This is a genomic window from Sphingomonas sp. S2M10 (assembly GCF_012650175.1).
Lineage (GTDB): Bacteria > Pseudomonadota > Alphaproteobacteria > Sphingomonadales > Sphingomonadaceae > Sphingomonas.
In genome coordinates, this window is record NZ_JAAILI010000026.1 from 1 (window position 1) to 25,425 (window position 25,425).

General features: G+C 68.4%; 18 protein-coding genes and 1 pseudogene. 5 read left to right on the forward strand and 14 right to left on the reverse strand.

Annotation, left to right across the window (positions count from 1 at the left end):
* The 7 genes and pseudogenes from S2M10_RS06885 to S2M10_RS06915 all read right to left on the reverse strand — a co-directional run.
* Positions 1-235: pseudogene (locus S2M10_RS06885) on the reverse strand (hypothetical protein); the annotation flags it as partial.
* Between the two features lie 20 nt (positions 236-255).
* Positions 256-942 carry a hypothetical protein gene (locus S2M10_RS06890; protein ID WP_168845459.1) on the reverse strand — a complete coding sequence of 229 codons (687 nt, stop codon included), beginning with the start codon at positions 940-942 and terminating at the stop codon, positions 256-258.
* Positions 943-950: 8 nt separating this feature from the next.
* Positions 951-1,466, reverse strand: coding sequence for a phage tail protein (locus S2M10_RS06895; RefSeq protein ID WP_168845460.1), 516 nt, complete (start codon positions 1,464-1,466; stop codon positions 951-953).
* A gap of 14 nt (positions 1,467-1,480) precedes the next feature.
* Positions 1,481-3,703 (reverse strand): phage tail sheath C-terminal domain-containing protein, encoded by a 2,223-nt coding sequence (locus tag S2M10_RS06900; RefSeq protein WP_168845461.1) that lies wholly within the window; start codon positions 3,701-3,703, stop codon positions 1,481-1,483.
* Between the two features lie 540 nt (positions 3,704-4,243).
* Entirely contained in the window at positions 4,244-7,150 is a 2,907-nt protein-coding gene (locus tag S2M10_RS06905) for a TonB-dependent receptor (RefSeq protein ID WP_168845462.1), read from the reverse strand.
* 265 nt (positions 7,151-7,415) lie between these two features.
* Positions 7,416-8,690 (reverse strand): sigma-54 dependent transcriptional regulator, encoded by a 1,275-nt coding sequence (locus S2M10_RS06910; protein WP_168845463.1) that lies wholly within the window; start codon positions 8,688-8,690, stop codon positions 7,416-7,418.
* The gene (locus S2M10_RS06915) at positions 8,687-10,372 is read right to left on the reverse strand and encodes an ATP-binding protein (protein ID WP_348770543.1); all 1,686 of its coding nucleotides are present in this window, start codon (positions 10,370-10,372) and stop codon (positions 8,687-8,689) included. Before S2M10_RS06915 ends, S2M10_RS06910 begins: the two co-directional genes overlap by 4 nt.
* A gap of 222 nt (positions 10,373-10,594) precedes the next feature.
* On the opposite strand from S2M10_RS06915, the gene S2M10_RS06920 reads away from it, so the two are divergent.
* The 4 genes from S2M10_RS06920 (at position 10,595) to S2M10_RS06935 (ending at position 15,703) form a co-directional block, all read left to right on the forward strand.
* A complete protein-coding gene (locus S2M10_RS06920; RefSeq protein ID WP_282098031.1) occupies positions 10,595-11,944 on the forward strand; it encodes a dicarboxylate/amino acid:cation symporter in 1,350 nt (449 codons plus the stop codon).
* A gap of 10 nt (positions 11,945-11,954) precedes the next feature.
* Positions 11,955-13,400: an alginate export family protein gene (locus tag S2M10_RS06925; protein ID WP_168845464.1), complete on the forward strand. Its 1,446-nt coding sequence runs from the start codon at positions 11,955-11,957 to the stop codon at positions 13,398-13,400.
* 135 nt (positions 13,401-13,535) lie between these two features.
* On the forward strand, positions 13,536-14,249 hold the full coding sequence (locus S2M10_RS06930) for an acetylxylan esterase (RefSeq protein WP_247650683.1): 714 nt from the start codon (positions 13,536-13,538) through the stop codon (positions 14,247-14,249).
* Positions 14,250-14,257: 8 nt separating this feature from the next.
* On the forward strand, positions 14,258-15,703 hold the full coding sequence (locus S2M10_RS06935) for a family 43 glycosylhydrolase (protein ID WP_168845465.1): 1,446 nt from the start codon (positions 14,258-14,260) through the stop codon (positions 15,701-15,703).
* A gap of 6 nt (positions 15,704-15,709) precedes the next feature.
* Here S2M10_RS06935 and S2M10_RS06940 read toward each other — a convergent pair whose 3' ends face one another.
* Positions 15,710-16,171: a hypothetical protein gene (locus S2M10_RS06940; protein ID WP_168845466.1), complete on the reverse strand. Its 462-nt coding sequence runs from the start codon at positions 16,169-16,171 to the stop codon at positions 15,710-15,712.
* Complete coding sequence (locus tag S2M10_RS06945) at positions 16,168-17,112, reverse strand: sterol desaturase family protein (RefSeq protein WP_168845467.1); 945 nt, start codon at positions 17,110-17,112, stop codon at positions 16,168-16,170. The genes S2M10_RS06940 and S2M10_RS06945 overlap by 4 nt, the downstream gene beginning before the upstream one ends.
* Before the next feature lie 127 nt (positions 17,113-17,239).
* Here S2M10_RS06945 and S2M10_RS06950 point away from each other — a divergent pair, with 127 nt between their 5' ends.
* A complete protein-coding gene (locus S2M10_RS06950; RefSeq protein WP_168845468.1) occupies positions 17,240-18,145 on the forward strand; it encodes an MBL fold metallo-hydrolase in 906 nt (301 codons plus the stop codon).
* Between the two features lie 6 nt (positions 18,146-18,151).
* On the opposite strand, the gene atzF is transcribed toward S2M10_RS06950, so the two are convergent.
* From atzF to S2M10_RS06975, 5 genes are read right to left on the reverse strand one after another with little or no spacing between them, the layout of a single operon-like run.
* Positions 18,152-19,906, reverse strand: a complete 1,755-nt coding sequence (gene atzF / locus S2M10_RS06955; protein WP_168845469.1) for an allophanate hydrolase — start codon at positions 19,904-19,906, stop codon at positions 18,152-18,154.
* Positions 19,903-23,505: an urea carboxylase gene (gene uca / locus S2M10_RS06960; protein WP_168845470.1), complete on the reverse strand. Its 3,603-nt coding sequence runs from the start codon at positions 23,503-23,505 to the stop codon at positions 19,903-19,905. Before uca ends, atzF begins: the two co-directional genes overlap by 4 nt.
* Positions 23,502-24,137: an urea amidolyase associated protein UAAP2 gene (locus tag S2M10_RS06965; protein WP_168845471.1), complete on the reverse strand. Its 636-nt coding sequence runs from the start codon at positions 24,135-24,137 to the stop codon at positions 23,502-23,504. The genes uca and S2M10_RS06965 overlap by 4 nt, the downstream gene beginning before the upstream one ends.
* A complete protein-coding gene (locus S2M10_RS06970; RefSeq protein WP_168845472.1) occupies positions 24,137-24,955 on the reverse strand; it encodes an urea amidolyase associated protein UAAP1 in 819 nt (272 codons plus the stop codon). The genes S2M10_RS06965 and S2M10_RS06970 overlap by 1 nt, the downstream gene beginning before the upstream one ends.
* Positions 24,952-25,395: a CopG family ribbon-helix-helix protein gene (locus S2M10_RS06975; protein WP_206364592.1), complete on the reverse strand. Its 444-nt coding sequence runs from the start codon at positions 25,393-25,395 to the stop codon at positions 24,952-24,954. The genes S2M10_RS06970 and S2M10_RS06975 overlap by 4 nt, the downstream gene beginning before the upstream one ends.
* Between the last annotated feature and the right edge of the window lie 30 nt (positions 25,396-25,425).

Sequence of the window (25,425 nt, forward strand, 5' to 3'; positions counted from 1 at the left end):
GCGGTGCAGCGGTCGGCGTGCGGCGGCTGGGCGCATGCGCCGGTGTCGGCGCCGTCGCGGGGGCGTCGGACGTGCTGGCGCGCGGGGGCGGTGCCGCGCCGTCGGCACGATCCAGGGCAGGCGGCGCTTCGGTCGGGTCGCGCCACTCGATGTCGTCGGGAGCGAAGGTCGCCGGTTCGAAGCGGGCGTGCGGGCGATGCGTGGCGACGGCGGCCTTGCCTTGCGCCGCTGCCAACAGGGTGGCGAGCAGCCCGCTCACGACACGAGCTTCGCGAGGTAAAGCCGTCGCCGCGCGGGGCTCAGCGCCAGGATCTCGCGCTCGGTCCAGCCATAGGCACGTGCGAGGCGATCGACCGTATCGATTGCGTGTGCGGCGACACCCTCGATCTCGCGCCACAGCCAGGGCACGATGTCGAAGCGCGTGTCGAACACGGTTTCGCATCCGCTGCACGTCAGTGTGAAGCGGATGTCGAGCAGCGGGAAGGCGGCGGGGAGAAGTTCTTCCACCGCCCTGGCCAGGTCGGGATCGTCGATTGCGACCGCGTCGCCGGCGATCTCCGCGAGTAGCCCCTCGGTTCGGGCTGCCAGCACGGCGCGAGCGATCGCCGCGCTGCTAGGCGCGCGCAGCCGGATCTCTCGCGAGCCGACCTGCACCGCCACGCCCTCGGCGGGCGCAGCATCGGGCAGCATGGCGAGATCGAACGCGGCCTCGTTGCCCTCGCCGCACTGCGGGCAGCGGGCGAAGAACCCGATATCCCGGCCGAACGTGGTCATGCGCGCGTCGAGGAGCAGCCGGTCCCGCCGGTCGACGGCGAGCGCGGCGGCCTCGGCGGTGGACAGGCCGTCCAGCGTTGCGACGAGCAGCACCGCCTGATCGAGCGGGGCGAGGCGGCTTCCCTGCTCGACCAGCGCGAGCGCGACCTGTTCGTCGAGGGAGCGCATCGCCTGGCCTAGACGATCGCGGGTTCGGTCGGCTCGGCAACGTCGACGTCGCGTTCAAAGCCTTCATGCTGCAGGACCAGCGACTGGATGGCGACCGCATTGGCGTTCGCGTCCAGCTCCGGCAGCGCGCTGAACTCGGAAACCCAGGCGCGGTAGATGCGGTAGACCAGTGCGACCTGCCCTGCCTCGTTGTGCAGTTCCAGCAGCAGGTCCTTGCGAAACCCGCGCAGCGCGATCTGCGCGCCTGCCGGGTTGTTGATCTGCCAGACCAGCGACGCCCAGGCCTCGAAATCCGTGTCATGGGTCACGCCGCGTTCGAGCGTCAGCGGTTCGAACTTGGTGTTGCCGGGCGATTTGCGCATCGCGGTCGGATCGCCGCCGTTGCGATGCTCCACCACTTCGGTGGTGCGCTTGAGTGCGCTCACCTTGGAGACGCCCGCGACATATTTCCCGTCCCATTTGAGGCGGAATCGGAAGCTCTTGTACGGATCAAAACGCTGCGCGTTGACGACGAAACCGGCCATGGCAGGTCCCCCTGTTAGTTGGCGAGGCGGCCGGCGAGCTGCGTCAGCCGGACGACGACGAATTCCGCGGGCTTGAGCGGGGCGAAGCCGACCAGGATGTTGACGATGCCCGCATTCACGTCCTGCTGCGAGGTCGTCTCGCCGTCGCATTTGACGAGATAGGCCTCGCGCGGGGTGCGTCCCTGGAAGGCGCCCTGGACAAACAGCGACTGCAGAAAGGCCCCGACGTTCAACCGCACCTGCGCCCACAGGCTTTCGTCATTGGGCTCGAACACCACCCAGCCGAGCGAGTCGCGCAGCGTCTGTTCGATCATCAACGCGGTGCGGCGCACCGGCACATATTTCCATTCGCTGGCGAGGATGTCCGAGCCCGCGAGCGTGCGGGCCCCCCATTGCACCAGCCCCGCGCCGGGCTTGACGCGCAGGCAGTTGAGGCCTGCCCGGTTGAGCCCCGCCTGTTGGCGGTCGGTCATTCCCACCGTCGGCACCGCGCCGCTGATCGATGCTTCGAGACCGGCCGGTGCCTTCCATACGCCGCGCTGCCCGTCGATCCGCGCCATCAGCCCTGCAATTGCGCCGCTCGCCTGCATCTGCCGCCGCCCGCCCAGCGGATCGGCCTTGTCGAGCCGCGGGAAGCAAAGCGCGGCGCTGCGCGCGAGGTCCGATCCCAGCCGGCCGGTAATGTCCCAGTTAGCGATGAGATCGACCCGGTCATTGGCAGCCGGATGGTCGACGAGCAGGAAGGCAAGGGCAGTCCGGCAATAATTGCCGGCGGCGCTGTAGGTGTCGAAGCCGCCATCGGCCATCAGCGGCGCCTCGGGGATCGCCATCAGGTTGAACAATTCGGGGGCGATCTGGTCGTAGCTGCCGATGCCTTGCGCCGCATCGAATACGCCGCCGAACACCGCCGCGGCGTTGGTTGCCCAGGCCGGCTCGCCAGGCAGCGTGCCGTCGCTGCCGCCGCCGAGCGCGGTAAGGTCGGCGAGTGTCAGGCGATCCACCGCCGCGCCGTCCCGCGAAGCGCGTGGCGGCGCCCCGCTGATGTTGGACAGGCGGATCAGCCGCGACACGGGATTGACCACGGCTTCGGCGAATTGCGCGTCGCCCGGGATGATGCTCAGCCCGCGATAGGTCTCGCTGGCAACGATGTCGGTCCCGCGATATTCGTTGACGACCAGGTCGAAACCGCCGGGTACCGTGGATATCCCCACCCGCAGCACGTTGCCCCAAGTGCCCGGATTGGCGGCGGAGACGGTCATCGCATTGCCGTTGCCCTGCGCGCGCCCGATCGTCGCGGCGGCCGCCGCCGGCTGGCCTGCGGCCGAGGCCGCCACATTGCCGTTCGCGGCGAGCGTGGCGGGGGCGGTGCCGCTATTGTCCGTCGGCACGCGCAATGCGTTGCGGCTGAGCACCACCGCGGCAATCCGCCGGCCATTGCCGTCCACCACCGTCGCCACCCGATCGGCGACATAATTGCCGCCGGGCTGGATGGTGAGACCGGCGATGCTCACCGGCCCGCCCTGGAAGCCGCTGAAGGTCAAATCGAAATTGGCGCCGTTGGCGGTGGCCGCGACGCGCGTGCCCGCCGTCCACCCATCCAGCCCCTGCAAGGTCAGCGCGGGCTGGGGCACCGAGGCGATAGTGCGCGTGGCACGGACACCTGCGGCACCGCCTGCCAATGCCGCCGCCGCCGTGGCTGCCGGCGGGAAATTGGTGTTGCGCACCTGGACGAGCGGGGATCCTCCGGCCGCCTCGGCCGCGTTCACGATGCGCTCGACGAAGCGGGGCGAGGCGGGGTCTGCGCTGAGATTGGCATATACCGTGGCGGAATCGCCGCCATTGACGATGCTCAGGTTGAAGCTGCCATCGGCGTTCAGGGCAATGGCCGCCGTTATCGTGTTGCCGCCCGCGCCCGGCGCGCGGGCTTCGATCACCATGGCCTGTTCCACGCTGGTGAGCAGGGCGGTAGGGCGTTCGAAAGCAACGCGGCTAATCCAGGCATAGCCGCCGCCCTGCTGGAAGAAATCCTGCAGCGTGTAGAGCGCCACGAAGCGGCGGTCGAGGTCGCCGAAGGTGCGCACCACGTCGTTCCAGCTGGTGACCTTGACCGGCCTGCCCACCGGACCGCGTGGAAAATGGCCGAGAACGGCGAAGGTCGAGGTCGACGCTGCGATGATTGTCCGAATGCCCGAAGGAACTTCCTGAACGTAGACGCCCGGATAGCCATCCAAATACATCGCCAATCCTCCCCAAGAGTTATGGGCTGGGCGCGAGTCGGAAGCCCCTGCGTCGCCCCGATCGTGGCAGACGTGGGATAACCCTGCCCATGTCAGTACGGCATGTGCCTGCAGAATATATTTGTTTGGCGGCCCTGTTCGGATTGGAGAACAGTGCATTTGCCTACACTGTCCGTCAAGCGAACCTTAGCGTCGGTAACTTGCAGGGGATAGGACGGAATCGACATGGCATTTGCTTGGTCGATCACATCTTAGGCCACGTTGAGATCAGAACGACGATAAGAACAATTTTATTTCACTTCAGATTTGTGCGGCCCGTTGCTCACATGTGCGTTGGCCAGCCGCCGTGGCATTTCGAGAGCTGCCGAGGACAAGTCCGCCATTTCGAGTGCTGCCGGATCCGGGATTTCGCTGGGACCTCGATACCAGAACCCGCGACTCGCGCGCGAACCATCCCGGCCGTCAGCAGCCAAGCTGGTCGCGCAGCGAACTGCGGTGCAGGTCAGCGCACGCAGCCAATCGCGGCGTGCGCCATTCCGCTCACATCTTGAAGCGCGCACCAATCAGGAAGGTGCGGCCGAAGTGATTATACTCATAGTTCCGGTTGGCATCCAGGTCCGTGTACCGATCGCGATAATCGTCGGTTAGGTTGGTGCCTTCGATCGAGACTTCGATGTTCGGGGTAATCTTGTACCGGATCGACGCATCGACGTTGAGCGAGGCGTTATAGCCTTCGAAGATGTTGCCGGTGCCGGAGCCGCCATCGATGTACGGTCCGCGATAGCTGATCGAACCGCGTGCGCTGAAGCGGCTGTCCTCGTAATAGAGCGTGCCGTTATAGGCGCGCTTGGACAGACCGTAGAGCGTTTCCGTTCGGGTCACCGGGACGAGGGCCCCGCCCGGCGCGATCGCCGGCCCGCTTTGCGTATAGGCGGCATCCGAATCGATGAAGGTCGCGTTCGCGATCATGCCGAAATTCTTGAGGAAGCCGGGCAGGAAGCGAAAGGCGGTCTGGAAGGACACTTCCATGCCCTTCAGCGAGGCACCCGTGCCATTGGTGATCGTGCTGATCTGCCAGATCTGGCCTTCGGGATTGGATGCGGCCGGAGAACTCGGCGGGATGATCGAGGTCGGCAGCCCGGTCGAGGCATAGGTGCCCGACGTGGTCACCGACACCGGGAAGCTCTGGACGCTCTTCTTGAACACCGCGACGGAGAAGATCGATTGCGGTGCGAAATACCATTCGGCCGCCAGGTCATAGGAGGTGGCGCGGAACGGCTCGAGCTGCGGATTGCCGAAGCTGATCCGGTAGTTGAAGCCGTCGACCGAGCCGCCCGGGGTCAGGTTGCCCAGCGTCGGGCGCGTCATCACCTTGGAGATGGCACCGCGCAGGATCACCTTCTCGGCCGGGAACAGCGCGACGTTCAGCGCCGGCAGCCAATCGTCATAGCTGCGATCCACGGTCACCGGCACGCCGTTGTTGAGTCCGGTGGAGGTCTGCCCGGTCTGCACATAGCGCATGCCCGCATTGGCGGCGTAGCGCAGGCCGAATAGATCGCCCTTCACGTCGAATTCGAGATAGCCACCCTTCACCGTCTCGATGACGCTGCGGATGTTGCCGACATCCGGCGCCAACGCGCGATTGTAAAGGCCGGTATATTTCGCCGAGGCATCGATATTGGGGATGAGAAAGGTGCTGGTCGTACCCGCCGGCTGGCCTGCGTTACCGAGGTTGAACGTCTCGCCCAGCCCGGCAGCCGGGAAGCCGTACACCGCGCCCGGTGCGAAAACCTGGCTAGACGCCGAGCAGGTCACCGTGCCCAGCACCGCGTCCGGCGCCGCGCTGGTCCTGGTCGGGCATACCACCGCGTCGCGGGTATAGGCCACCGAATCGAAGGAAAAGCGGCGATAAACGCCGCCGGCCTTGAGTTGGAAGCCGTCGGTCACGTCCCATTCGGTGCGCAGCTGCGCGGTGCGAAACTTGTTGATCACGCTCGACGGCCGGTCGCGAATTTCGGCCAGCTGGAAGTTCGCCGGATCCGTGACGCTGGTGCCAAAGGTCAGCTTCGGCCGCCACATGTCGCTATAGTCATAGCTGTAATTCTGCGACGTGCGGTTGTCGAAGACGAACGTCGTCTCAAGCGGAATGTCCGCGGTCGACTTGGAGATGCCGCCGAGCAGGGTGAAGCGCAGCGTGTCGGTCAGATCCTGGTCCCAGCTGCCGCCGATCTGGTAGAATTCGGTCTCGGACTGGCGCAGATAATGCTCGGTGCGAACCCACGCGTCGTTCAGCGTGGCGGAGACCATGTTCCCCTTGTTGTCATAGCTCGGGTTGAGCAGATCGATTGAGCGTTCGTTGGAGCGCAGCAGCACCTCGCCCCATTTCTCCTCGCGATTTTCCTTGAAGCGCGAATAGAGGCCGTCGATCGAAATCTTTGTCGCGTCGGTCGGCGCGAACTGGACGCTGCCGGTCACGCCCAGACGCTGGCGATCGTGGAGTACCTCGCCGTAGCGCGGAATGCGCGGGTGGAAGGCGAGAGCGGCCCGGTCGCACGCGGCGCTGGAGCGGTAAGTGCCGCCGCTGTTCCGCACCGGCGTCGTGCCGGTGGCGCTGTTGTAGAAGCAGGGTGTGCCGTTTACCGAATCGAATCGTGCTTGGGCCCAGCGGACGGTGTTGTTGCCTAGTTCGAGATTGTCCGTCTTGCTGTACGCGGCGGAGACCGAGGCGCCGAAGGTGCCCGCCGCATTCTTCCAGGAGAGCAGCCCGGCAAGGCGCGGCCGGAGCTTCTTGGAAAGATCGTTATAGTTCGCCTGCGCGGAACCGACCGCGGTGAATCCGTCCTTGCCCGCCAGCGGGTTGCCGGTGTTCAGATCGACCACCGCGCCGAGCGAGCCTTCGTCGAGCGACGCCTCCGCCGTCTTGTGGACGACGATCGAGGTGAACAGCTCCGACGCGAAGACGTTGAAATCGAACGCGCGGTCGCGATTGGCGCTGGCGCCGTCGGTCGACGTGGCGACCGTCTCCATGCCGTTCACCCGCACGCGGGTGAACTGCGCCCCGAGACCGCGCACGGTGATCGCGCGGCCTTCGCCGGCATCGCGCTGGATCGAGATGCCCGGGATCCGCTGCAGCGATTCGGCGAGGTTCTGATCCGGGAACTTGGCAATATCCTCGGCGACGATCGCATCCACCGCCGCCACCGACTCGCGCTTGACGTTGAGCGCGGCATCCAGCGACCGACGGAAACCGGTTACGATGATTTCGCTGTCGGTGGCGTCCGTCTGCGCCGGATCGGCGATCGGCGCCGCCTCCGCCGGGGCCTCCGCCGGCACCGCCTGTGCCCATGCCGCGGCGGGCGTCGCCAGCGCAAAAATCAACGCGCTCGCGGAAATACCCCGCAGCTGCCGTGTACGTGCCCGATCGCGCACCCCGAAACCCTCAGCCATTTCTCTCTCCCATCGCCCCGCAGGGCCTGCTTGTTCTGATGCCGAGCGGCGCGCCTGCGGCGTGTCATGCGGCATGGAATTTTCGGGGGAGGGCCTTTTCGCCCGACGAGTCGCGCGTCTCGACCACCCCTCCTGCGGAGGCGGATCTTTGCCCGCTGCTCCGATCGCTATTCTTGCGCGCTGAGGTAACCGGTGTCAACCGGCCATGGATGCGCGGACAGCATCGGCATTGCTGCCGACCGCCGCGCCCGCCGGGCGGCGCGCATCAGCGTCCGCGTGCGCTCCGGAGATCGATTCCGAGCCGCTTGACCCGATAATAGAAGGTCTTGCGGGGCAGCCCCAAGGCGGTGATGGCGGCCTGGATCTCGCCCCCTGCGGCGGCGATCGCATCAAGGATTGCCGTGCGTTCAAAGGCTTCGAGCCGTTCGGTAAGCGAGCGGCACTCCACGGCCGCGGCGGCGGCAGCGGCCGGAGGCGGCTCCAGACCCAGGACGAAGCGCTCGGCGGCGCGTTCCAGCTCACGCACATTGCCGGGCCAGTCGCGCATGGCGGCGGCATGCGCCGCCTCCGACAGCGGCGGGGCGGGGCGACGGTGGCGCCGGGCAGCCTGGAGCGCGAGATGCGCGAACAGCAGGGGCACGTCCTCGCGCCGCTCTGCCAGCGGCGGCAGGCGCAGCGGCACGCCGGCCAACCGATGGTAGAGGCCGGGCGGCAGCGCCGCGGCACCGCCCTCGCCGATCGCCGCGATGATCCGTATGTCGACGGGATCGGGATCGCGCTGCTCTGTGGCGACGGTGCGCGTCTCGGCGAACTGGGCGAGGCGGTGGTGCAGCTCGGGCGGGGCCAGATCGAGATGGTCGAGGAACAGCGTGCCGCGATCGGCACGGGCGACAAGGCCGTCCCGGGCGAACAGCTCGCGGGCGCCGATACCCGGCGGCAGCGCCGCGCAATCCACCGCCTGGAAGCGATGGCGCGCACGGCGACCCGTGCGATGGACGAGCCTTGCATAGACTTCCTTGCCGGTGCCGGTCGCACCTTCAAGGACTAGATCGAGCGCGGCATCGGCCAGTACCGGCACCATTTCGCGCAGCCGCCGAATGGCGGGCGCTTCGCCGAGCAGCGCGGCGTCCCCGTCGCTCGTCGCTTCGCGCAGCCGGCGGTTCTCCAGGGCGAGCGTGCGGGCGGTCCCGGCGCGCTGCAGCGCGGCGGCCAGCGCATCGCCGGGGAAGGGCTTGGTGAGGAAGTCCCATGCGCCGGCCTTGATCGCGTCCACCGCCATCGCGACGTCGCCATGGCCCGTCATCAGGATCACCGGCAGCTCCGGATCGACGGAGCGCAGGCGGTGGAAGAGGTCCACGCCCGACATGCCCGGCATCCGCACGTCGGTAACGACCACGCCGGCGAAATCGCGGTCGATGCCCGCCAGCGCCGTCGGCGCGTCGACGAACATTCGCACGTCATGACCCGCCAGCGTCAGCAGCTGGGTGAGCGCCGCGCGAAGATCGGCATCGTCATCGACCAAGGCGACCGGCACGGTCATGCCCGTCGCAGCTCCAGCTCGAAACAGGCGCCGCGTTCCTCCGCCAGCCAGCGCAGGCTGCCGCCCAGTTCGGTCATGATGTCGCTGGAGATCACCAGTCCAAGGCCCAGGCCGTTGCTGCGGCTGGTGGCGAAGGGCGTGAACAGGCGCGCGGCGATGTCGGGCGCGATGCCGGGGCCGTTGTCGTGGATTCGCACCCAGACCAGGCCCTCGGCCAGGGTGAGGCGGATCGCGATCGTCGGGTCCGGCCGGCCGGCCAGCGCTTCGGTCGCGTTCTGCAGCAGGTTGACGAACACCTGCTCCAGCCGCACCCGCCCGCCCATCACCAGCAGGTGCGTGCCGATCGCCGGTCGCTCCAGCCGCACGTTGCGCAATTGCTCCTTCAGGATCAGCAGCGCGCCGTCCAGCACCTCGGCCAACGGCAGCGGGCGGACCTCGCCCGGCTGGCGGCGCGAGAAACCGCGCAGCTGCGCGGTGACCGATCCGATCCGGTCGCTGAGGCGGCGGATCGTGTCGAGATTGTCGCGCACCATGTCGGTCGCGCCCTGATCGAGCAGCTGCACGCTGGTTTCGGCATAGGTGCGGATCGCGGCGACCGGCTGGGCGGTCTCGTGCGCCACGCTGGCGGTGACCTGGCCGAGGGTGGCGAGCCGGTTGGCCTGGCGCAGTCCCTCGCGCAGATCGGCGGCGCGGGCCTCGATCGCGGCGCGCTCCTCGATCTCGCGGCGGAGCTCGGCGGTGCGTTCCGCGACGGCGGCCTCCAGCTCGGAGGTGCGGCGACGGCTGAGCGTGGCGCGCTGGCGCAGGCTCCAGATCAGCGCGGCGAGCGCCAGCACGGCCAAAAACCCGACCAGGCCGGCGGTGCGCTGCGCGGCGGCGACCGCCGGGCCGATCGACCGGCGCAGCGACAGGCTCCAGCCCGGCTGGCTGGTCGGCACGCTCGCCTCGACCAGGTTGCCCCGTGCGGGTGGCAGCAGCACGGGGGCGGAGGTTTCGGGCAGCGCCGCCTCGCGCCGGAGCGCCGCGAGCACCGCCGGCAGGATCGGGCGCGCCACGGCGAAGCGCAGGCCGGGATCGCTGGCGACAAGCACCAGCCCGGCCGCATTCTCGACCCGGGTGTCGCCCCCGGCGCGCCGCCATGCCGCCTCGATCGCATCGAACTCCAGCTTGACCACGATCACGCCGCCGGTCGGCGTGCGGCGGGCGAGATACAGGCCCGAATGGCGGCTGACCGTGCCGAGCGCGAACTGGCTGGCCTCGCCGCGGGCGCGGGCCTCCCGAAAATAGCGGCGGAACCGATAGTCCGATCCGACGAAGCTTTGCGGGGTGCGCCAGTTGCTTGCGGCGCGGGTGCGCCCGTCCGCGCCGACCACGTAGATCGCGGCGGCGCCGGTGGTGCGGGTAAGCGCCTCGAGCTTTGCATTCAGCGGCCCCGCAGGGGCGCCGGCGAGCGTGGCGGCAACCTGCCTGTCATCGCTGAGGGCAAGCGGCAGCAGGCGGAAACGTGCGATTTCGCTGTCGAGCAGCGCGGCACGGAGCTGGGCGCCGGTGCGGGTGCTGGTGATCAGCGCGTCGCGGGTACCGGCGCCAGCAATCCATGCCCCGGCAACAGCGACCGCCGTGGCCATCAGCACGGCGATGATCCAGTAGCGCCAGCCGGCAAGCGAGTCACGATCGGTCACCGACCCGCTATCCGTCAGCGCCGGTCGATGTGCAAGTTTTTGCACTTTATTCGCGGCGGGTTGTGTCGATTTTTGCCCGGAAGGCGCAGGTGTATCCGGTTAAGCATCTGAAATAAAACTACGAATCAAGATTCCTTTTTTTGTTTCCTCCGCAGGGCCGCGCGACCGAGAATGCCGGGATCGAGTCCTACCGGCACAACGGAGGCCGAAGGAGAGGAAGTGATGGTTCGTATCCCCGCCCAGTCCCACGATACCGCGCCCGCGATGCCGGCCAAGGCGCTGCCCTGGTACCGGCATCTCTATGCGCAGGTGCTCGTCGCGATCGTGGCGGGTGTGCTGATCGGCCATTTCGCCCCCGCCACCGGCGAGGCGCTCAAGCCGATCGGCGACGGCTTCATCAAGCTGGTCAAGATGATCATCGCGCCGGTGATCTTCCTCACCATCGTCACCGGCATCGCCGGCATGCGCGACCTCAAGGCGGTCGGCCGGGTCGCGGCCAAGGCCTTCGGCTATTTCCTGTTCTTCTCCACGCTGGCGCTGGTCGTCGGCATGGTCGTGGCCAATGTCGTTCGACCGGGCGAGGGGCTCAACATCGATCCGGCCTCGCTCGACGCCGGCAAGGTCGCCGACTATGCCGCCAAGGCGCATGAGAGCACGCTGACCGGCTTCCTGCTCGGCATCATCCCCGATACGTTCCTCTCCGCGATCACCGGCGGCAACATCCTGCAGACTTTGTTCGTCGCAATCCTGTTCGGCATCGGGCTGGCGCTGGTCGGCGATCGCGGCGAGCGGATCACCCAGGCGCTGGAAGACATCTCGCTGGCGATGTTCAAGGTCGTCGCGATCCTGATGAAGGCGGCGCCCGTCGGTGCCTTCGGCGCGATGGCGTTCACCGTCGGCAAGTACGGGGTCGGCACGCTCGCCAATCTGGCGATGCTGGTCGGCACCTTCTACCTCACCTCGGCGCTGTTCGTGTTCGTCGTGCTGGGCACGGTCGCGTGGATGGCGGGCTTCTCGATCTTCCGGCTGATCGCGTATCTGAAGGCGGAACTGCTGCTGGTGCTGGGCACCTCCTCGTCGGAGAGCGCGCTGCCCTCGCTGATCGAGAAGATGGAGCGCGCCGGCTGCCCCAAGACGATCGTCGGCCTGGTCGTGCCGACCGGCTATTCGTTCAATCTCGACGGCACCAACATCTACATGACGCTGGCGGCGCTGTTCATCGCGCAGGCGACCAACGTGCACCTCTCGATCGAGCAGCAATTGCTGCTGCTGGGCGTGGCGATGCTCTCCTCCAAGGGCGCGGCGGGGGTGACAGGCGCGGGCTTCATCACCCTGGCGGCGACGCTGTCGATCGTGCCCAGCGTGCCGGTGGCGGGCATGGCGCTGATCCTCGGTGTCGACCGGTTCATGTCCGAGTGCCGCAGCCTCACCAACTTCATCGGCAATGCGGTGGCGACGGTGGTCGTCTCGCGCTGGGAAGGCCGGCTGGATCACGATGCGCTCGACGCGGCGCTGCACGGTCGCGCGCTGCGGATCGACCAGCGCCCTGCCGACGCCGTTCCGGCCGAATAAGGAAGTTCCCATGCGTAGCGTAACCTGCGTTCTGGGCGCCAGTTCGGCGCTCGCCCTGAGCATGCCTGCCGCCGCGCAGGTCGTGGAAACCGCCGGCTATCCCGCGGCCGCGATCGGCGACGGTGCCACCACCGGCGGCTACAATCTGTCGCGCTGGGCGGAGGACTGGCGCAAGCTCTGCGACCCCGCCAAGCGCGACGATCCGATCGACGCGCTCAAGTGCCTGAAGCTGACGCGCGACGGCGACGTCTATGTCACGCTTTCCGGCGAGGCGCGGCTGCGGGTGAACCACACCACCAACCCCAATTTGCGCAACAGCCGCGCGCAGCGGCAGGACATCTTCCGGCTGGTCGGCGGCGCGGACGTGCATATCGGGGAGCATCTGCGCGTCTATGGCGAGATCGCGCATGGCAGCATCAGCGGGGTCGAACTCGGCGCACCGGCGGCGACGCTGCGCAACGACGTGGCGGTGCAACAACTGTTCGTCGAGGCCAAGGGCGAGGTGGCCGGCATCGATGTCGGCGCACGCTATGGCCGACAGGAATTCACCGACGGGCCCAATCTGCTGACCTCGCAGTGCGACAACAACACGATTCGCTACACGTTGAACGGCGTGCGCGCCTGGGCGCGGGGCAAGACCATGCGGGTGGACCTGTTCGACCTGAAGCCCACCCAATATGGCGACCTCGGCACCGACGACGACGTGATCGATCCCGCCCGGCGTTTCTCGGGCGTGACCCTGGGCTTCGTCGTGCCCAAGGCCTGGGTGGGCGGCGCCAAGCTCTATTTCGATCCCTTTTTCTGGCGCCGCCGCAACACGGTGGGCACCTGGGGCGGAAGGATCGGTCCGGCGACGCGCTACTATCTGGGCACGCATGTGTGGGGCGAGGCGGGGCCGGTGACGCTGGACTGGTCGGTCAACCACCAATGGGGCCATTTCATCGACCAGCGGATCGACGCCTGGCATGGCTTCTTCGCCCAGAACGTCCGGCTCGGCAGCGGCAAGCGCGCGCCGCGGATCGGCTTCCACGCCGATTATGCCAGCGGCGGCGGCGGCTATGGCGGGGCCACGCTGCGCAACGCCTATGCGCCGTTCGGCAACAACATCTATTACAGCTACGGCCTGTTCCTCACGCCGAGCAACCTGGTGGCGCTGGCGCCGACGCTGAACCTGTCGCCGACGGCGAAGCTTCGGCTCAACATGGAGTATCAGCGGGCCTGGCGCGCCGATGTCCATGACGCGGTGTACCGGGCGAGCGGCCAGCCCTTTGCCGGCACCCAGAATGTCCGCGATTCCCATACCGCCGATGTCGCGCGCTTGCAGGCGGTGTGGGCCATCACCCCGCGGCTGTCGCTCACCGGGCGGTACGAGCATTTCGCCGCCGGGCCGGCGCTCACCAAGGCGGGCTATGCCAGCTCGGACTTCGTGGCGGGGTGGGTGAGCTTCCGCTTCTGACCTGACCCGCGCGCGGCCGCTGCCGCTGCTTTGCAAGCATTTCACCGGTTGACGGCGCAGCGCGCCGCCGCCTAGCCATGTTGTTACCGATAACAATGGCGGCCGACGAGTCGTCCTGGAGAGGAGACACTGGCGATGGGCAGGCCCGGATCGGCCGCGTTGTGGCGCGCGATGGCATGGACGTTGCTCGCGCCGGGAGCGCTCCACGCGCAGACCGCCGGCATGGTGGAAGAGACGCTGCCGCCGCCGACCGGCCTGGCGCCCTATTTCACCCCGGCCTCCGCCGATCCGATCGCACCCGATGCCGATGGCTTTCTCCGTCGCTGGCTGCTGCTGGAGCCGGTGGTGAAGCCCAACCGCACCAATACCGGCTTCACCCCCAGCTATGTCCGCGCGGCGATCGCGCCCGGCACCTATCCGGGCACGTTCGAGACCGTACCGCGCGACGGCGACAGCGCGCCCGGTGCCTTGCGCTGGCATGCGCTCGATTCCAGCCTGTTCGACGTGAAGCTGTTCTACCTGGCGCAGGGGCTGGGCAAGCCGACCTATGGCGTGATCTTCTGGGCGGTGACCGTGATCAACGCGCCCCGCGAGATGCGCGGCGTGCGGCTGGCGATGGGCTCCAACTCGGCGTCGCGCTGGTGGCTGAACGGCAGCGAGGTTGCCGGGCTCTATGGCGATCGGCGGATGGTGATGGACGACGTCCTGTCGCGCCCGATCACGCTGCGCAAGGGGCGCAACGTGCTGCGCGGCGCGGTGATCAACGGCCCCGGCCTCAGCGATTTCTGCGCCCGCTTCGTCGACGAGACCGGCAAGCCGATCCGCGACATCACCATCGACGTGAAGTGAGGAACGCCATGAAGCTCTCCACGCTGCCGCTCGCCGCGCTGTTCCTGCTCGCCCAGCCCCAGGCCGCCTCCGCCCAGCTGGCGGGGGAGCCGTTCATCCATGATCCCTCGACCATCACCTATTCGGACGGCCGCTGGTGGACCTTCGGCACGCGCGGGGGCGGGCTCGTGTCCGAGGATGGCTGGACCTGGCGCAGCGGCGGCGAGCGGCCCGGCGGCGGCGTCGCGCCCGACGTGATCAAGATCGGCGACCGCTATTATGTGAGCTATGCGGTGGGCGGCGGCGGGATGAACGGCGGCCATGCCAGCAACGTCAAGGTGATGTGGACCAGGTCGCTCGATCCCAAGTCGCCCGATTTCGGCTATCACGATGTCGGCATCGTCGCTTCGACCAACGGGCTGGAGCCCGCCGACGCGATCGATCCCGCCTTCCTCTTCGCCGAAGGCCGGCTGTGGCTGAGCTACGGCACCTATTTCGGCTATATCCGCATGATCGAGCTCGACCCAAAGACCGGGGACAAGATGCCGGGCAGCCAGCCGGTCGACGTCGCGATCGACATGGAAGCGACCGCGCTGCTGCACCGCGACGGCTGGTATTATCTGCTCGGCACCCATGGCACCTGCTGCGACGGGCCCAACTCCTCGTACAATATCCGCGTGGGTCGGTCGCGCAGCCCGACCGGACCCTTTGTCGACCATATGGGCGTGCCGCTGCTCAAGGGCGGCGGCAAGCTGGTCGTGGCGGGGCGCGGGCGGCAGTACGGCCCGGGGCATTTCGGGCTGCTCGACCTGGGCGAGGGTGTCGAGAAATTCTCGATGCATTACGAGTCGGATCTCGATCGTGGCGGGCGCAGCGTGCTCGGCATCCTGCCGCTGCTGTGGAAGGATGGCTGGCCGGTGACGGGCGAAAATCTGGTGGCCGGGACCTATGAGATCCAGTCCGAGCGCGGTGGCGGGGCGCTGGAGCTGGCGGTGGATTTCGTCCGCATGCCGTTCGATGCCCGCCGCAGCTTCTTCGCCAGGCCGGGTGACCCTACCGGCCCCATCCCGAACCAGACGCTCGCCGAGAATCGGGTAAGCTGGCCCGAAGGCGCGATCGAAGTCGACCTTGGCGATTACATGATCCGCGCGCACCAGCTCTGGTCGATCGCGCCGGCGGAAGGCGCGGGCGGGGCGTTCGGCGCGCCCTATTACAAGATCCTGATCGCAGGCACCGAGCGTGCGCTGGCGGTAGGGCCCGAAGGCAGCGTGCAGGCCGTGCCCGCCTTTACCGGCGCGGCCGAGCAGCTGTGGCGGATCGACCAGCTGACCGATGGCAGCTACCGCATCCAGCCCAAGGCGCAGGCCGATGCCAAGCACCCCAAGGCGCTGGTCGCGATCGGACGGAGCACGCCGGCACTGATGCCGTTCGATCCGGCGAGCGATGCGGGTCGCTGGACCTTCCAGCGACCCTGAGCACTGTCAGGCCGGCACCGCCGCGGCGGTGTCGGCGCCGAGCAGGCGCTCGCGGAACAGCTTGTGGGCGTTGCGCTGCTCGATGATGCGGCCGGCGAGGTACAGCGCCGCGAAAATGCCGGCGAAGACATAGCCGGGAATGCGCATCGGCTGCGCGGCATAGGCGAGCGCGGCGAAGGGGGCGGGGGCAAGGAAGCACCAGAGCAGCGGATGGCTGGTCAGGTCGTAGCGGAGCGCCGGGCCTCGCTCGGTCTCGACGAATTGCAGCGTGCCATGCTCGAACGAGGCGAGCTTGTCCTGCGAGTCCGGATTGTCCTTGTGGAACACCAGCGTGTCGAGGCTCCGCTCCAGCGTGGTGCCGCGCTCCTCGAAGACGGGCTCCAGCGCCGTGAAGGAGTTCGGCCGCGAGGGCAGCGCCAGCGTGCCGCGAACGTGCCAGATCCAGTCGATCGCGCGCAGCCAGCTCATTCGGCGGCTACCGCGTCGGGCAGGCGCGGGGCGCGCAGCTGCTTGACCCAGCCGACCAGCGGCCGGAACGGGTAGACCATCTGTTCCTTGATCCCCAGCCGGCGGCAATCGTCGAGCCCGACATGGGCGGCCTCGGAATCGCGGCAGGTACCGAAGATCCGGTCGATGAAGATGAAGGTGTTGGCGTAGTTGGTCCGGCTGCTGTCGTAATCGGGCGAGTGGTGCAGGCTGTGATGCTCGACCGTGTTGAACAGGAAGGACCACCAGCGCGGCGTGTTGAAGCGGATATTGGCATGGGTATAGGCGCCGATCGCCATGCCGATGCCGCCGGCGAGCAGCGCGGCGCGCGGCAGGAAGTCGAAGAAGCCGCCCAGGCTGAGACCGATCAGGAACAGCTCGATGGGGTTGCCGACCGAGCCCTTGAGCGCGTTCAGCTGGGTGATGTGGTGGTGGGGCGCGTGCGTCAGCCACAGCGGGTACCAGTTGTGCATGCCGCGATGCATCCAATATTGGCAGAAATCGAAGATCAGCAGAATGGCGAGCGCCTGGAACAGGATCGGGATCTGGCCGGCCCATGCGGTCTTGATATGGAAATAATGCTTGATCGCGTCGATGATCGCATCGTCGCCGAACTGCTTGCCGGCATATTTGATCAGCGTGTAGCTCATGCCGACATAGAAGAGATCGCTGGCGAGTTCCTTCCAGGTCAGCCGCCAGTGGCGGTGGCGCTCGCTGATCCGCTCCATGCCGAGCAGGCAGAGCTTGAACACGATGCCGATGCCGACCGCGACCGAGGCCTTGGCGATCGAATCCGGCGCCAGCGTCCAGAACAGCACCATCGCGAGCAGCACCGCCGGCTGGAACCAGGTGAAGATGAAGCGCTTGACCGGGCCGCCCTGCACGCCGGTCGTTTCGAAGTTGGTCGGTACAGCTGCATCCATGGTCGCGCCCGGTCCTCGCCCGTGATTCCGATGATCGGAAGATGACCGAAACGGGGCATTGGCGCCGTAAGTCGTTTGACGTAGCGGCCGATTTCGCGGGTTGTTCGGCCCGGTTCGGTGCCGCAGCATGCGGCGCATGACCCGCTTCCAACGCCGCTTCTCGCTCGCGCTCGGCGCTTTCCTGCTGCTCGGCGCGGCCGACCCGAAGCCGCTGGCGTTCGCGCCGTGGATCAACGGTACGGACGCGCGCGAGCCGGAAACGCAGGTGCAGGCGATCGACCGCGACACCTTCGTGATCCGCCAATCGGTGAAGACCAATTTCGAGGCGCCGTTCCTCTATCTGCTGTTCGGGCGGGACCGCGCGCTGTTGCTCGATACGGGGGCAGGCGGGTTGAAGATCCGGCCGACGGTGGACCGGGTGATCGCGGAGTGGCGGGCGAGGCATGGCGGGCGGCCGATCCGGCTTGTCGTCGCGCATTCGCATGGGCATGGCGACCATCATGCGGGCGATGCCGAGTTCCGCGACCGGCCGAATACCGACGTCGTCGGACTCAAGCCTGCCGAGGTGGCGGCCTTTTTCCACTTCGCCGATTGGCCGCGTGACGTGGCCCGGTTCGATCTGGGCGGGCGGGTGCTCGATGTGCTGGCGACGCCGGGGCACCAGCCGGCGCACATCATGGTCTATGATGTGCGCACGCGGCTGCTGTTCTCGGGCGACATGCTCTATCCGGGGCGGCTGTACGTGCCGCGCAACCATTTCGACGATTTTCGCGCGAGTGCGGAGCGACTGGCGGCGTTTGCCAAGACGCACCCGATCCGGGCGCTGCTCGGCGCGCATATCGAGATGACGACGACGCCGGGCAAGGATTACGGGATGGAAGCGCCGGTGCATGCCGACGAGCATGTGCTACCGCTGGCGGCCGCCGTGATCGAGGAACTGCGCGCGGCGGTGGCGAAGGCGGGCCCGGTGCCGGTGGTGGACCGGCACGCGGACTTCATCGTCTATCCGGTGCCCGCGCGGCCCAACGACTGAGGGCGCTCAGCCCCGCGCGATATAGGCGCGCCAGCCGCCGAGCGCGGTGATGTCCTCGGCGCCGGTCATCGCGCGCGGTTCGGCGACGAAGCCCTTAACCATGCTGCCGTCGGCGAGCGTCACCGTGCCGATCGCGAGCGGCGGGGGCACTTCCGCCACGAAGCTGCCGAACGCGGCCATGTCGAGCTCGTAGACTTCCAGCGCGATCGCGGCGCCGTCCTCGCTATGGACCAGCGCGGGCTTGGGCGGCACGCTTTCGGCCATGGCGTAGAGCTTGTAGGTCGGCGCGGTGGTGGTGGCGGTGACGAACCTGGCCTCGCGCGAGGTCAGCTGCCAGTGGAGCGGCATGTCTTCGAGATGGGCGCCTACGACCGCGAGCTTCACCGTTTCCATCCGTCCCTCCAGGTCCAGCGGCGGCGGGGATGCCGGCGCGGGGAAAAATGCGTGTGCCGCGTCGAGCAGCGCGCGATCGGTGCCCGCCGGGCCCATCAGCGTCACGCCGAAGCCGACGCCGCTGGCATAGCTGCCGGTGGGCACGGCGATGGCGGCCATGTCGAGCAGATTCACGAAATTGGTATAGGCGCCGAGGCTTGCGTTGAGCCGGATCGGCTCGGCGAGCATCTCCGCCACGCGGTAGCTGGTCGGCGCGGTGGGCAGGGCGAGCAGGTCGACCTGGTCCCACATCGCCTCGGCGATGCGGGCCAATTCGGCGAGGCGATAGGCGCCGTTGAACGCGTCGATCGCGCTGTAGCCGAAGCCGCCCTCGACGATCTCGCGCACCACCGGGTGGATCGCGCGCGGGTTGTCGCGCAGCAGGCCCTGCAGCGCGGCGGTGCGCTCGGCGACCCAGGGGCCGTCATAGAGCAGCCGGGCGGCTTCATCGAGCGGGGCTAGGTCGATCTCGACCAGTTCGGCATCGAGGCCGGCGAGTGCCTGATGGTAGAGAAACTCGGACTCGATGTCGCCGAACCAGCGGCATTGCTCCGCGCGGGGCACGCCGATGCGGCGGCGGGCGCGGGGCACGTCCGGCAGCGCGCGAGAGAGCGAGTCCGTCGCGTCGAAGCCGGCGGCGATGCTGTCGACGAGCGCGGCATCCTCGGTGGTGCCGGCGAAGACGGTGATGCAGTCGAGCGTGCGGCAGGCGGGGACCAGGCCGGTGCTGCTCCAGCGGCCCTTGCTCGGCTTGAGCCCGACGAGATGGTTGAACGCGGCGGGCACACGCCCCGAGCCGGCGGTGTCGGTCCCGAGCGCGAAGGCGACGAGTCCGGCGGCGACCGCCACGGCCGAACCCGAGCTGGAGCCGCCGCTCACCCAGGCGCGGTTATAGGCATTGCGCGGGATGCCATAGGGGCTGCGCGTGCCGTTCAGCCCCGTGGCGAACTGGTCGAGATTGGCCTTGCCGACCGGGATCGCCCCGGCAGCGACCAGCTTCGCGACCACGGTGGCCGAGTATTCGGGCTGATAGGCGAAGGCGGGGCAGGCGGCGGTGGTGGGGAGGCCCGCCAGGTCGATATTGTCCTTCACCGCGAAGGGCACGCCGGCCAGCGGCAGCGTCTCGCCTGCGGCGACGCGGGCATCCACCGCAGCCGCAGCGGCGCGGAGTGCAGCGGGTTCGAAGCGCGAGATCCACACCGCCGGCTGGATCGCATCATAGGCATCGAGCCGGGCCAGCACGTCCTCGATCACCGCGACCGCGCTGCGCCGCCCCGCCTGTACCTCGGCGGCAATGCCCGCGACCGAGAGCCGGTCGAGCGCCGTCATGCCCGCACCAGCGCCAGCACCGGCGAACCCGGGGTGACCGTCTGCCGCTCGGCGACATAGAGCGCCGCCACCGTGCCCGCTGCCGGGCTGGTCACCGGAAACTCCATCTTCATCGCTTCGAGCACGGCGATGGTCTCGCCCGCGTCGATCGCGTCGCCGACTTCCTTGAGCAGCTTCCACACGCTGCCGCCGAACGGCGCTTCGACCAGCTCGGCACCCTCGGGCACCGTCACGGCTTCGTCTGCGCTGTCATCGGCGGTTTCGGTGAGGCTGGCGACACGGTCGAACTCGCCCTTGCGTTCCCAATCGGCGCGCTCGGCCGCAAAGGCGGCGTTGCGCTGCTTCTCGAACGCGGCGATCGAGCGGGCGTTTTCGGCGAGGAATTCGCGATAGTCGGAGAGCCGGAACTCGGTCTCCTCGATCTTGATTTCGCGCCGCCCCAGCGGGAAGTCGCGGCGCCATTCGGTCAGCTCTTCATGGCTGACCGGGAAGAAGCGGATCTGGTCGAAGAAGCGGAGCAGCCACGGCTTGCCTTCGGCGAAGGCGCCGGTCTGCCGGTACGTGTTCCACACCTGGATGGTGCGGCCGAACAGCTGGTAGCCGCCCGGACCCTCCATGCCATAGATGCACATGTACGCCCCGCCGATGCCGACGACGTTGGGCGGCGTCCAGGTGCGGGCAGGGTTGTACTTGGTGGTGACGAGCCGGTGGCGCGGGTCGATCGGGGTGGCGACCGGCGCGCCGAGATACACGTCGCCCAGACCGTAGACGAGGTAGCTGGCGTCGAAGATGATCCGGTGGACCTCCCCGGCGCTTTCGAGCCCGTTGGCGCGGCGGATGAACTCGATATTGTCCGGGCACCAGGGCGCGTCGTCGCGGACCACGCGCATATAGCGCTGGATGGTCTCGTGGATCGCGGGGTCGTTCCAGCTGAGCGGCAGGTGGACGATGCGCGAGGGGATGACGAAGTCCTCGAGATCGCCGAGGGCGTCTTCGATCGCGGTCAGCCGCTCGATCAGCGCCGCCTCCTTCAGGCGGATGCCGTCGATATGCACCTGGAAGGAGCGGATGCCCGGCACGATGTCGAGGATGCCCGGCAGCGCGAGCTCGGCGAGCGCGGTGGTCGCGGCATGGACGCGCAAGCGCAGCTCGAGGTCGAGCGTGATCGGGCCATATTCGACCAGCAGGTTGCGATCGCCCTGGCGGCGGAACAGCACGCGCGGGCGGCGGCCCTTGGCGGGCAGGTCGACCAGGATCGCATCGCGGCCGCCGCCCTTGGCGGGGCTGGTCGCGGTGGCGGGGCGGCCCTCGATCCAGGCTTCTTCGGCCGCTGCTGCGGCATCGGCTTCGTCGAGGCTGACTTGCTCGAACTGGATGCGGTCGCCCGGGGCGAGCTGACCGACCTTCCACAGGTCCGCCGCGATCACCACGAACGGGCAGACGAAGCCGCCGAGCGAGGGACCGTCCGGGCCGAGGATGATCGGCATGTCGCCGGTGAAATCCAGCGCGCCGATCGCATAGGGATTGTCGTGGATGTTGGAGGGGTGGAGCCCCGCCTCGCCGCCATCCTTGCGTGCCCAGTGCGGTTTGGGGCCGACGAGCCGCACGCCGGTGCGGTTGCTGTTGTAATGGACCTTCCACTCGGCCGTGAGGATCGTGTCGACATCCTCCGGCGCGAAGAAATCGGGGGCGCCGTGCGGGCCGTAGAGGACGCGGATCGTCCAGTCGGGGCCGAGCTGCTCCTGCGGGACCGTGCGCGGGCCGGGGATCACTGCGGGCGCATGATCGGTGAGGTGCAGCGTGTCGCCGACGCGGAGCACGCGGCCGCCATGGCCGCCGAACTCGCCGAGATCGAAGGTGCTGGCGCTGCCGAGATAGCTCGGCACGTCGAGCCCGCCGGCGAACAGGATATAGCCGCGCATGCCGCCGCCCGTGACTCGGCCGAGCGCGAGCGTCTGGCCCTCGGCGATGGCGACGGGCTTGTTGCGTTCGACCGGCTTGCCGTCGAGCGTCGCGGCGAAGTCGGCGCCGGTGAGGACGATGCGGGTCGCGGTATTGAACACGAGCGTGGGGCCGGTGGCGGTCATCTCCAGCCCGGGCGCGGTGCTGTCGTTGCCGAGGAGCATGTTGCCGAGGCGGAAGGCACGCGTGTCCATCGGGCCGGAGGGCGGCACGCCGATGTCCCACAGGCCGACGCGGCCGGGATAATCCTGCACGCTGGTCGCGGTGCCGGCCGAGCGGACGACGATGCTCTGCGGGCGATGGACCACGGTTTCGAGCGACCGCGTCGAGACGTCGCCGGTGACGAAATCCTCGCTTCGGGCCACGTCGCGCAGCCAGCGAACATTGGTCTCGATGCCGGCGAAGCGGGTGCCGTCGAGCGCCGCCTGCATTGCGGCGACGGCGGACTCGCGGTCCTCGCCGTGCACGATCAGCTTGGCGAGCATCGGATCGTAGAAGGAGGAAACGGCGCTGCCCGATTCCACCCAGCTCTCGACGCGGACGCCCTCCGGGAAGGCGACGTCGGTGAGTGTGCCCGAGGCGGGGCGGAAGTCGACCGCCGGATCCTCGGCATAGAGCCGCGCCTGGATCGACCAGCCCTTGGGGGCGGGGACGGGGGTGTCGAGGAAGCTGTAGTCGCCGCCCGCGCCGCGCACCATCCACTCGACCAGATCAACGCCGGTCACTTCCTCGGTAACGCCGTGCTCGACCTGCAGCCGCGTGTTCACTTCGAGGAAGAACCAGTCCTCGCGCGCGGGATCGTAGAGGAACTCGACCGTGCCGGCTGAGCGATAATTGGCCGCCTGGCCCAGCCGCACCGCCGCCTCGATCAGCGCGGCACGGACGCGCTCGGGGAGGTGGGGGGCGGGGGCTTCTTCGACCACCTTCTGGTTGCGGCGCTGGAGCGAGCAGTCGCGCTCGCCGAGCGCGACGACGCGGCCCTGGCCATCGCCGAAGATCTGCACCTCGACATGGCGCGCGCGCGGCACGAAGCGTTCGAGGAACAGCCCGGCATCGCCGAAATTGCCCGCGCCCAGCCGCGCCACCGCGGCATAGCCGTCGCGCACCGCCTGTTCGTCGGTGCAGACGCGCATGCCGATGCCGCCGCCGCCCGCGGTCGCCTTGAGCATCACCGGATAGCCGATGCGCTCGGCCGCTTCGAGCGCGGCCTCGACGCTGTCGAGCAGGCCGGTGCCGGGGGCGAGGGGGACGTTCTCCGCCTCGGCGAGCGCACGGGCGCTGTGCTTGAGGCCGAAGGCGCGGATGCTGTCGGGGGTCGGGCCGATGAAGGCGATGCCGGCGGCCTCGCAGGCCTCGGCGAAGGCAGCGTTCTCGGAGAGGAAGCCATAGCCGGGGTGGATCGCGTCGGCGCCGGTATCCCTGGCGGCCGCGAGGATGCGGGCGACGTCGAGATAGCTTTCCGCCGCCGGGCCCGGGCCGATCCGCACCGCGATGTCGGCGAGCGCGACATGGCGCGAGGCTTCGTCGGCGTCGGAGAAGACGGCGACCGAGCGGATGCCCATTGTCTTGAGCGTGCGGATGATCCGGCAGGCGATCGCCCCGCGATTGGCGATCAGGACGGTGCGCACGCCGCTCATGCGGTGACGATCATGCGGACGGGGGTGGGATTGAAGCCGTTGCAGGGATTGTTGATCTGCGGGCAATTCGAAACGACCACGGTCACATCCATTTCTGCGCGCAGGTCCACGGTAAGGCCGGGCGCCGAGATGCCGTCGACGATGCCCAGCGCACCATCGGCCTCGACCGGCACGTTCATGAAGAAATTGACGTTCGACACGATGTCGCGCTTGCCCCGGCCGTCGCGGAGATTGGCCTCGAGGAAATTGTCGACACAGGCGTGCTGTGCCTTGGTGAAATGGCCATAGCGCAGCGTGTTGGACTCGCAGGAGCAGGCGCCGCCGATCGTGTCGTGATACTCGACCGCCGTCGCGGTGATCGTCATCATCGGCCGGCCCTCGTTCGAGCGCAGCACGCTGCCGGTGCGCAGGAAGATATTGGCCTGCGCCGCGATCGTGTCCTGCGCGCTGTAGCGCTCGGCATCGTCGTGCGTCGCATACAGGAGGAAATCGACCGCCTGATTGCCTTCGAGATCGACGACGCGGAGCGTTTCGCCCGCCTTCACCCGGTGCAGCCAGGGCGCGCGGGCGGGGACGGTCTCGTCATGGATCACCCGGCCGGTGAGGCCGGCGAGCGCTACGTCCTGTTCCATCAGCGGCGAACCCAGTCTTCGGTGTTGAGGAAGGCGCGCTGCCGCTCGGGCGTCGCGTTGCGGATCGGATCGTTCTCCGCGGTGACCGGGCCGCGCCAGGCGGTGGCGCGCAGCGGCGTGACCGTCCAGGGGCGCGGATCGAGGACGTGCGGGCAGTTGGCGAGCACGACGATCAGGTCCATCTCGGCGCGGAGCACCAGCGCGCGGCCGGGTGCGAAGGGGCCTAGCTGCGGTTCGGTGGTGCCGTCGGCGGCGATGCGGACGCCCTTGAACAGGTTGACGCACGGATGCACGTCGCGGCGGGCGAGGCCGTGCTTGGCGGCACCGAGCAGCAGCCGGTCGCGGGCGTTGGGAAACGGCCCCGAATTGCTGCCGTCGCCATAGCGGCGCGCGTTCGACGCGGCGTTGGAGGCGCCACAGAACGCGTCGTGCGTGCCCGCGGCATCGCTCTCGATGCTGGCGAGCACGCGGCCCATGTCCGAGAGGAACAGGCTGCCCTCGCCGAGATAGGCGTTCCACTGCACCTTCACCGTATCGGCGACATTGAGCCGCTCGGTCGGCATCGCGGCGTTGAACAGCTCGAGCGACACACACGCATCGCCCTGCAGGTCGATCAGCCGCAGCCGGGTGCCGCGCGCCAGCACGCGGCTGGCATAGCCGCCGGCGGCGATCGTCTCTTCCCAGACGCAATCGTCGGCGGAGACGCCTGCGGGCAGATCGTCCGCCCGGGGCGGCAGGATCGGCATCGCCTCGACGACGGTGCCGGCCATCGCACGCGCATGGTCGCGCGCGGCATTGGGGTCGGCGAGAATGCTCATGCCGCCTTGCTCCCGGTTGGGGCTGCCGCCTCGTCCTGCTCGTGGAGCGGGGGCAGCAGCGCGGTGGTGGTGAAGAGGCGCAGTTGCTGCACGCCGCGCACCTTGCGCAGCGCATCGCACAGGTCGCGCAGCCGGCGCGCCGGCCCCTGGACCAGCAGCACCTCGAGCGACTGATCGTCCTCTAAAAACACGTGCTGCGAGGAGATGACCTCCTTCAGATACTCCGCCTGGGTCTGCGCCAGCTGGTGGCGCACCCGGCCGAGATCCGCGCGATAGACCAGCGTGATCGTGCCCGCGAGCATCTCCTCGGGGCGCGAGGCGGCGCTCTGCTCGGCGAGTTCGTCGCGGATCAGCTCGGCGATCAGCTGCGAGCGCGAGGGGAGCCCCCGATCCTCCACCATTTCATCGAGCTGGCGGAAGAGTTCGGCGGGGAGGCTCATGCTGAGCCGGGCGAGGGAGGAGGACGGTTC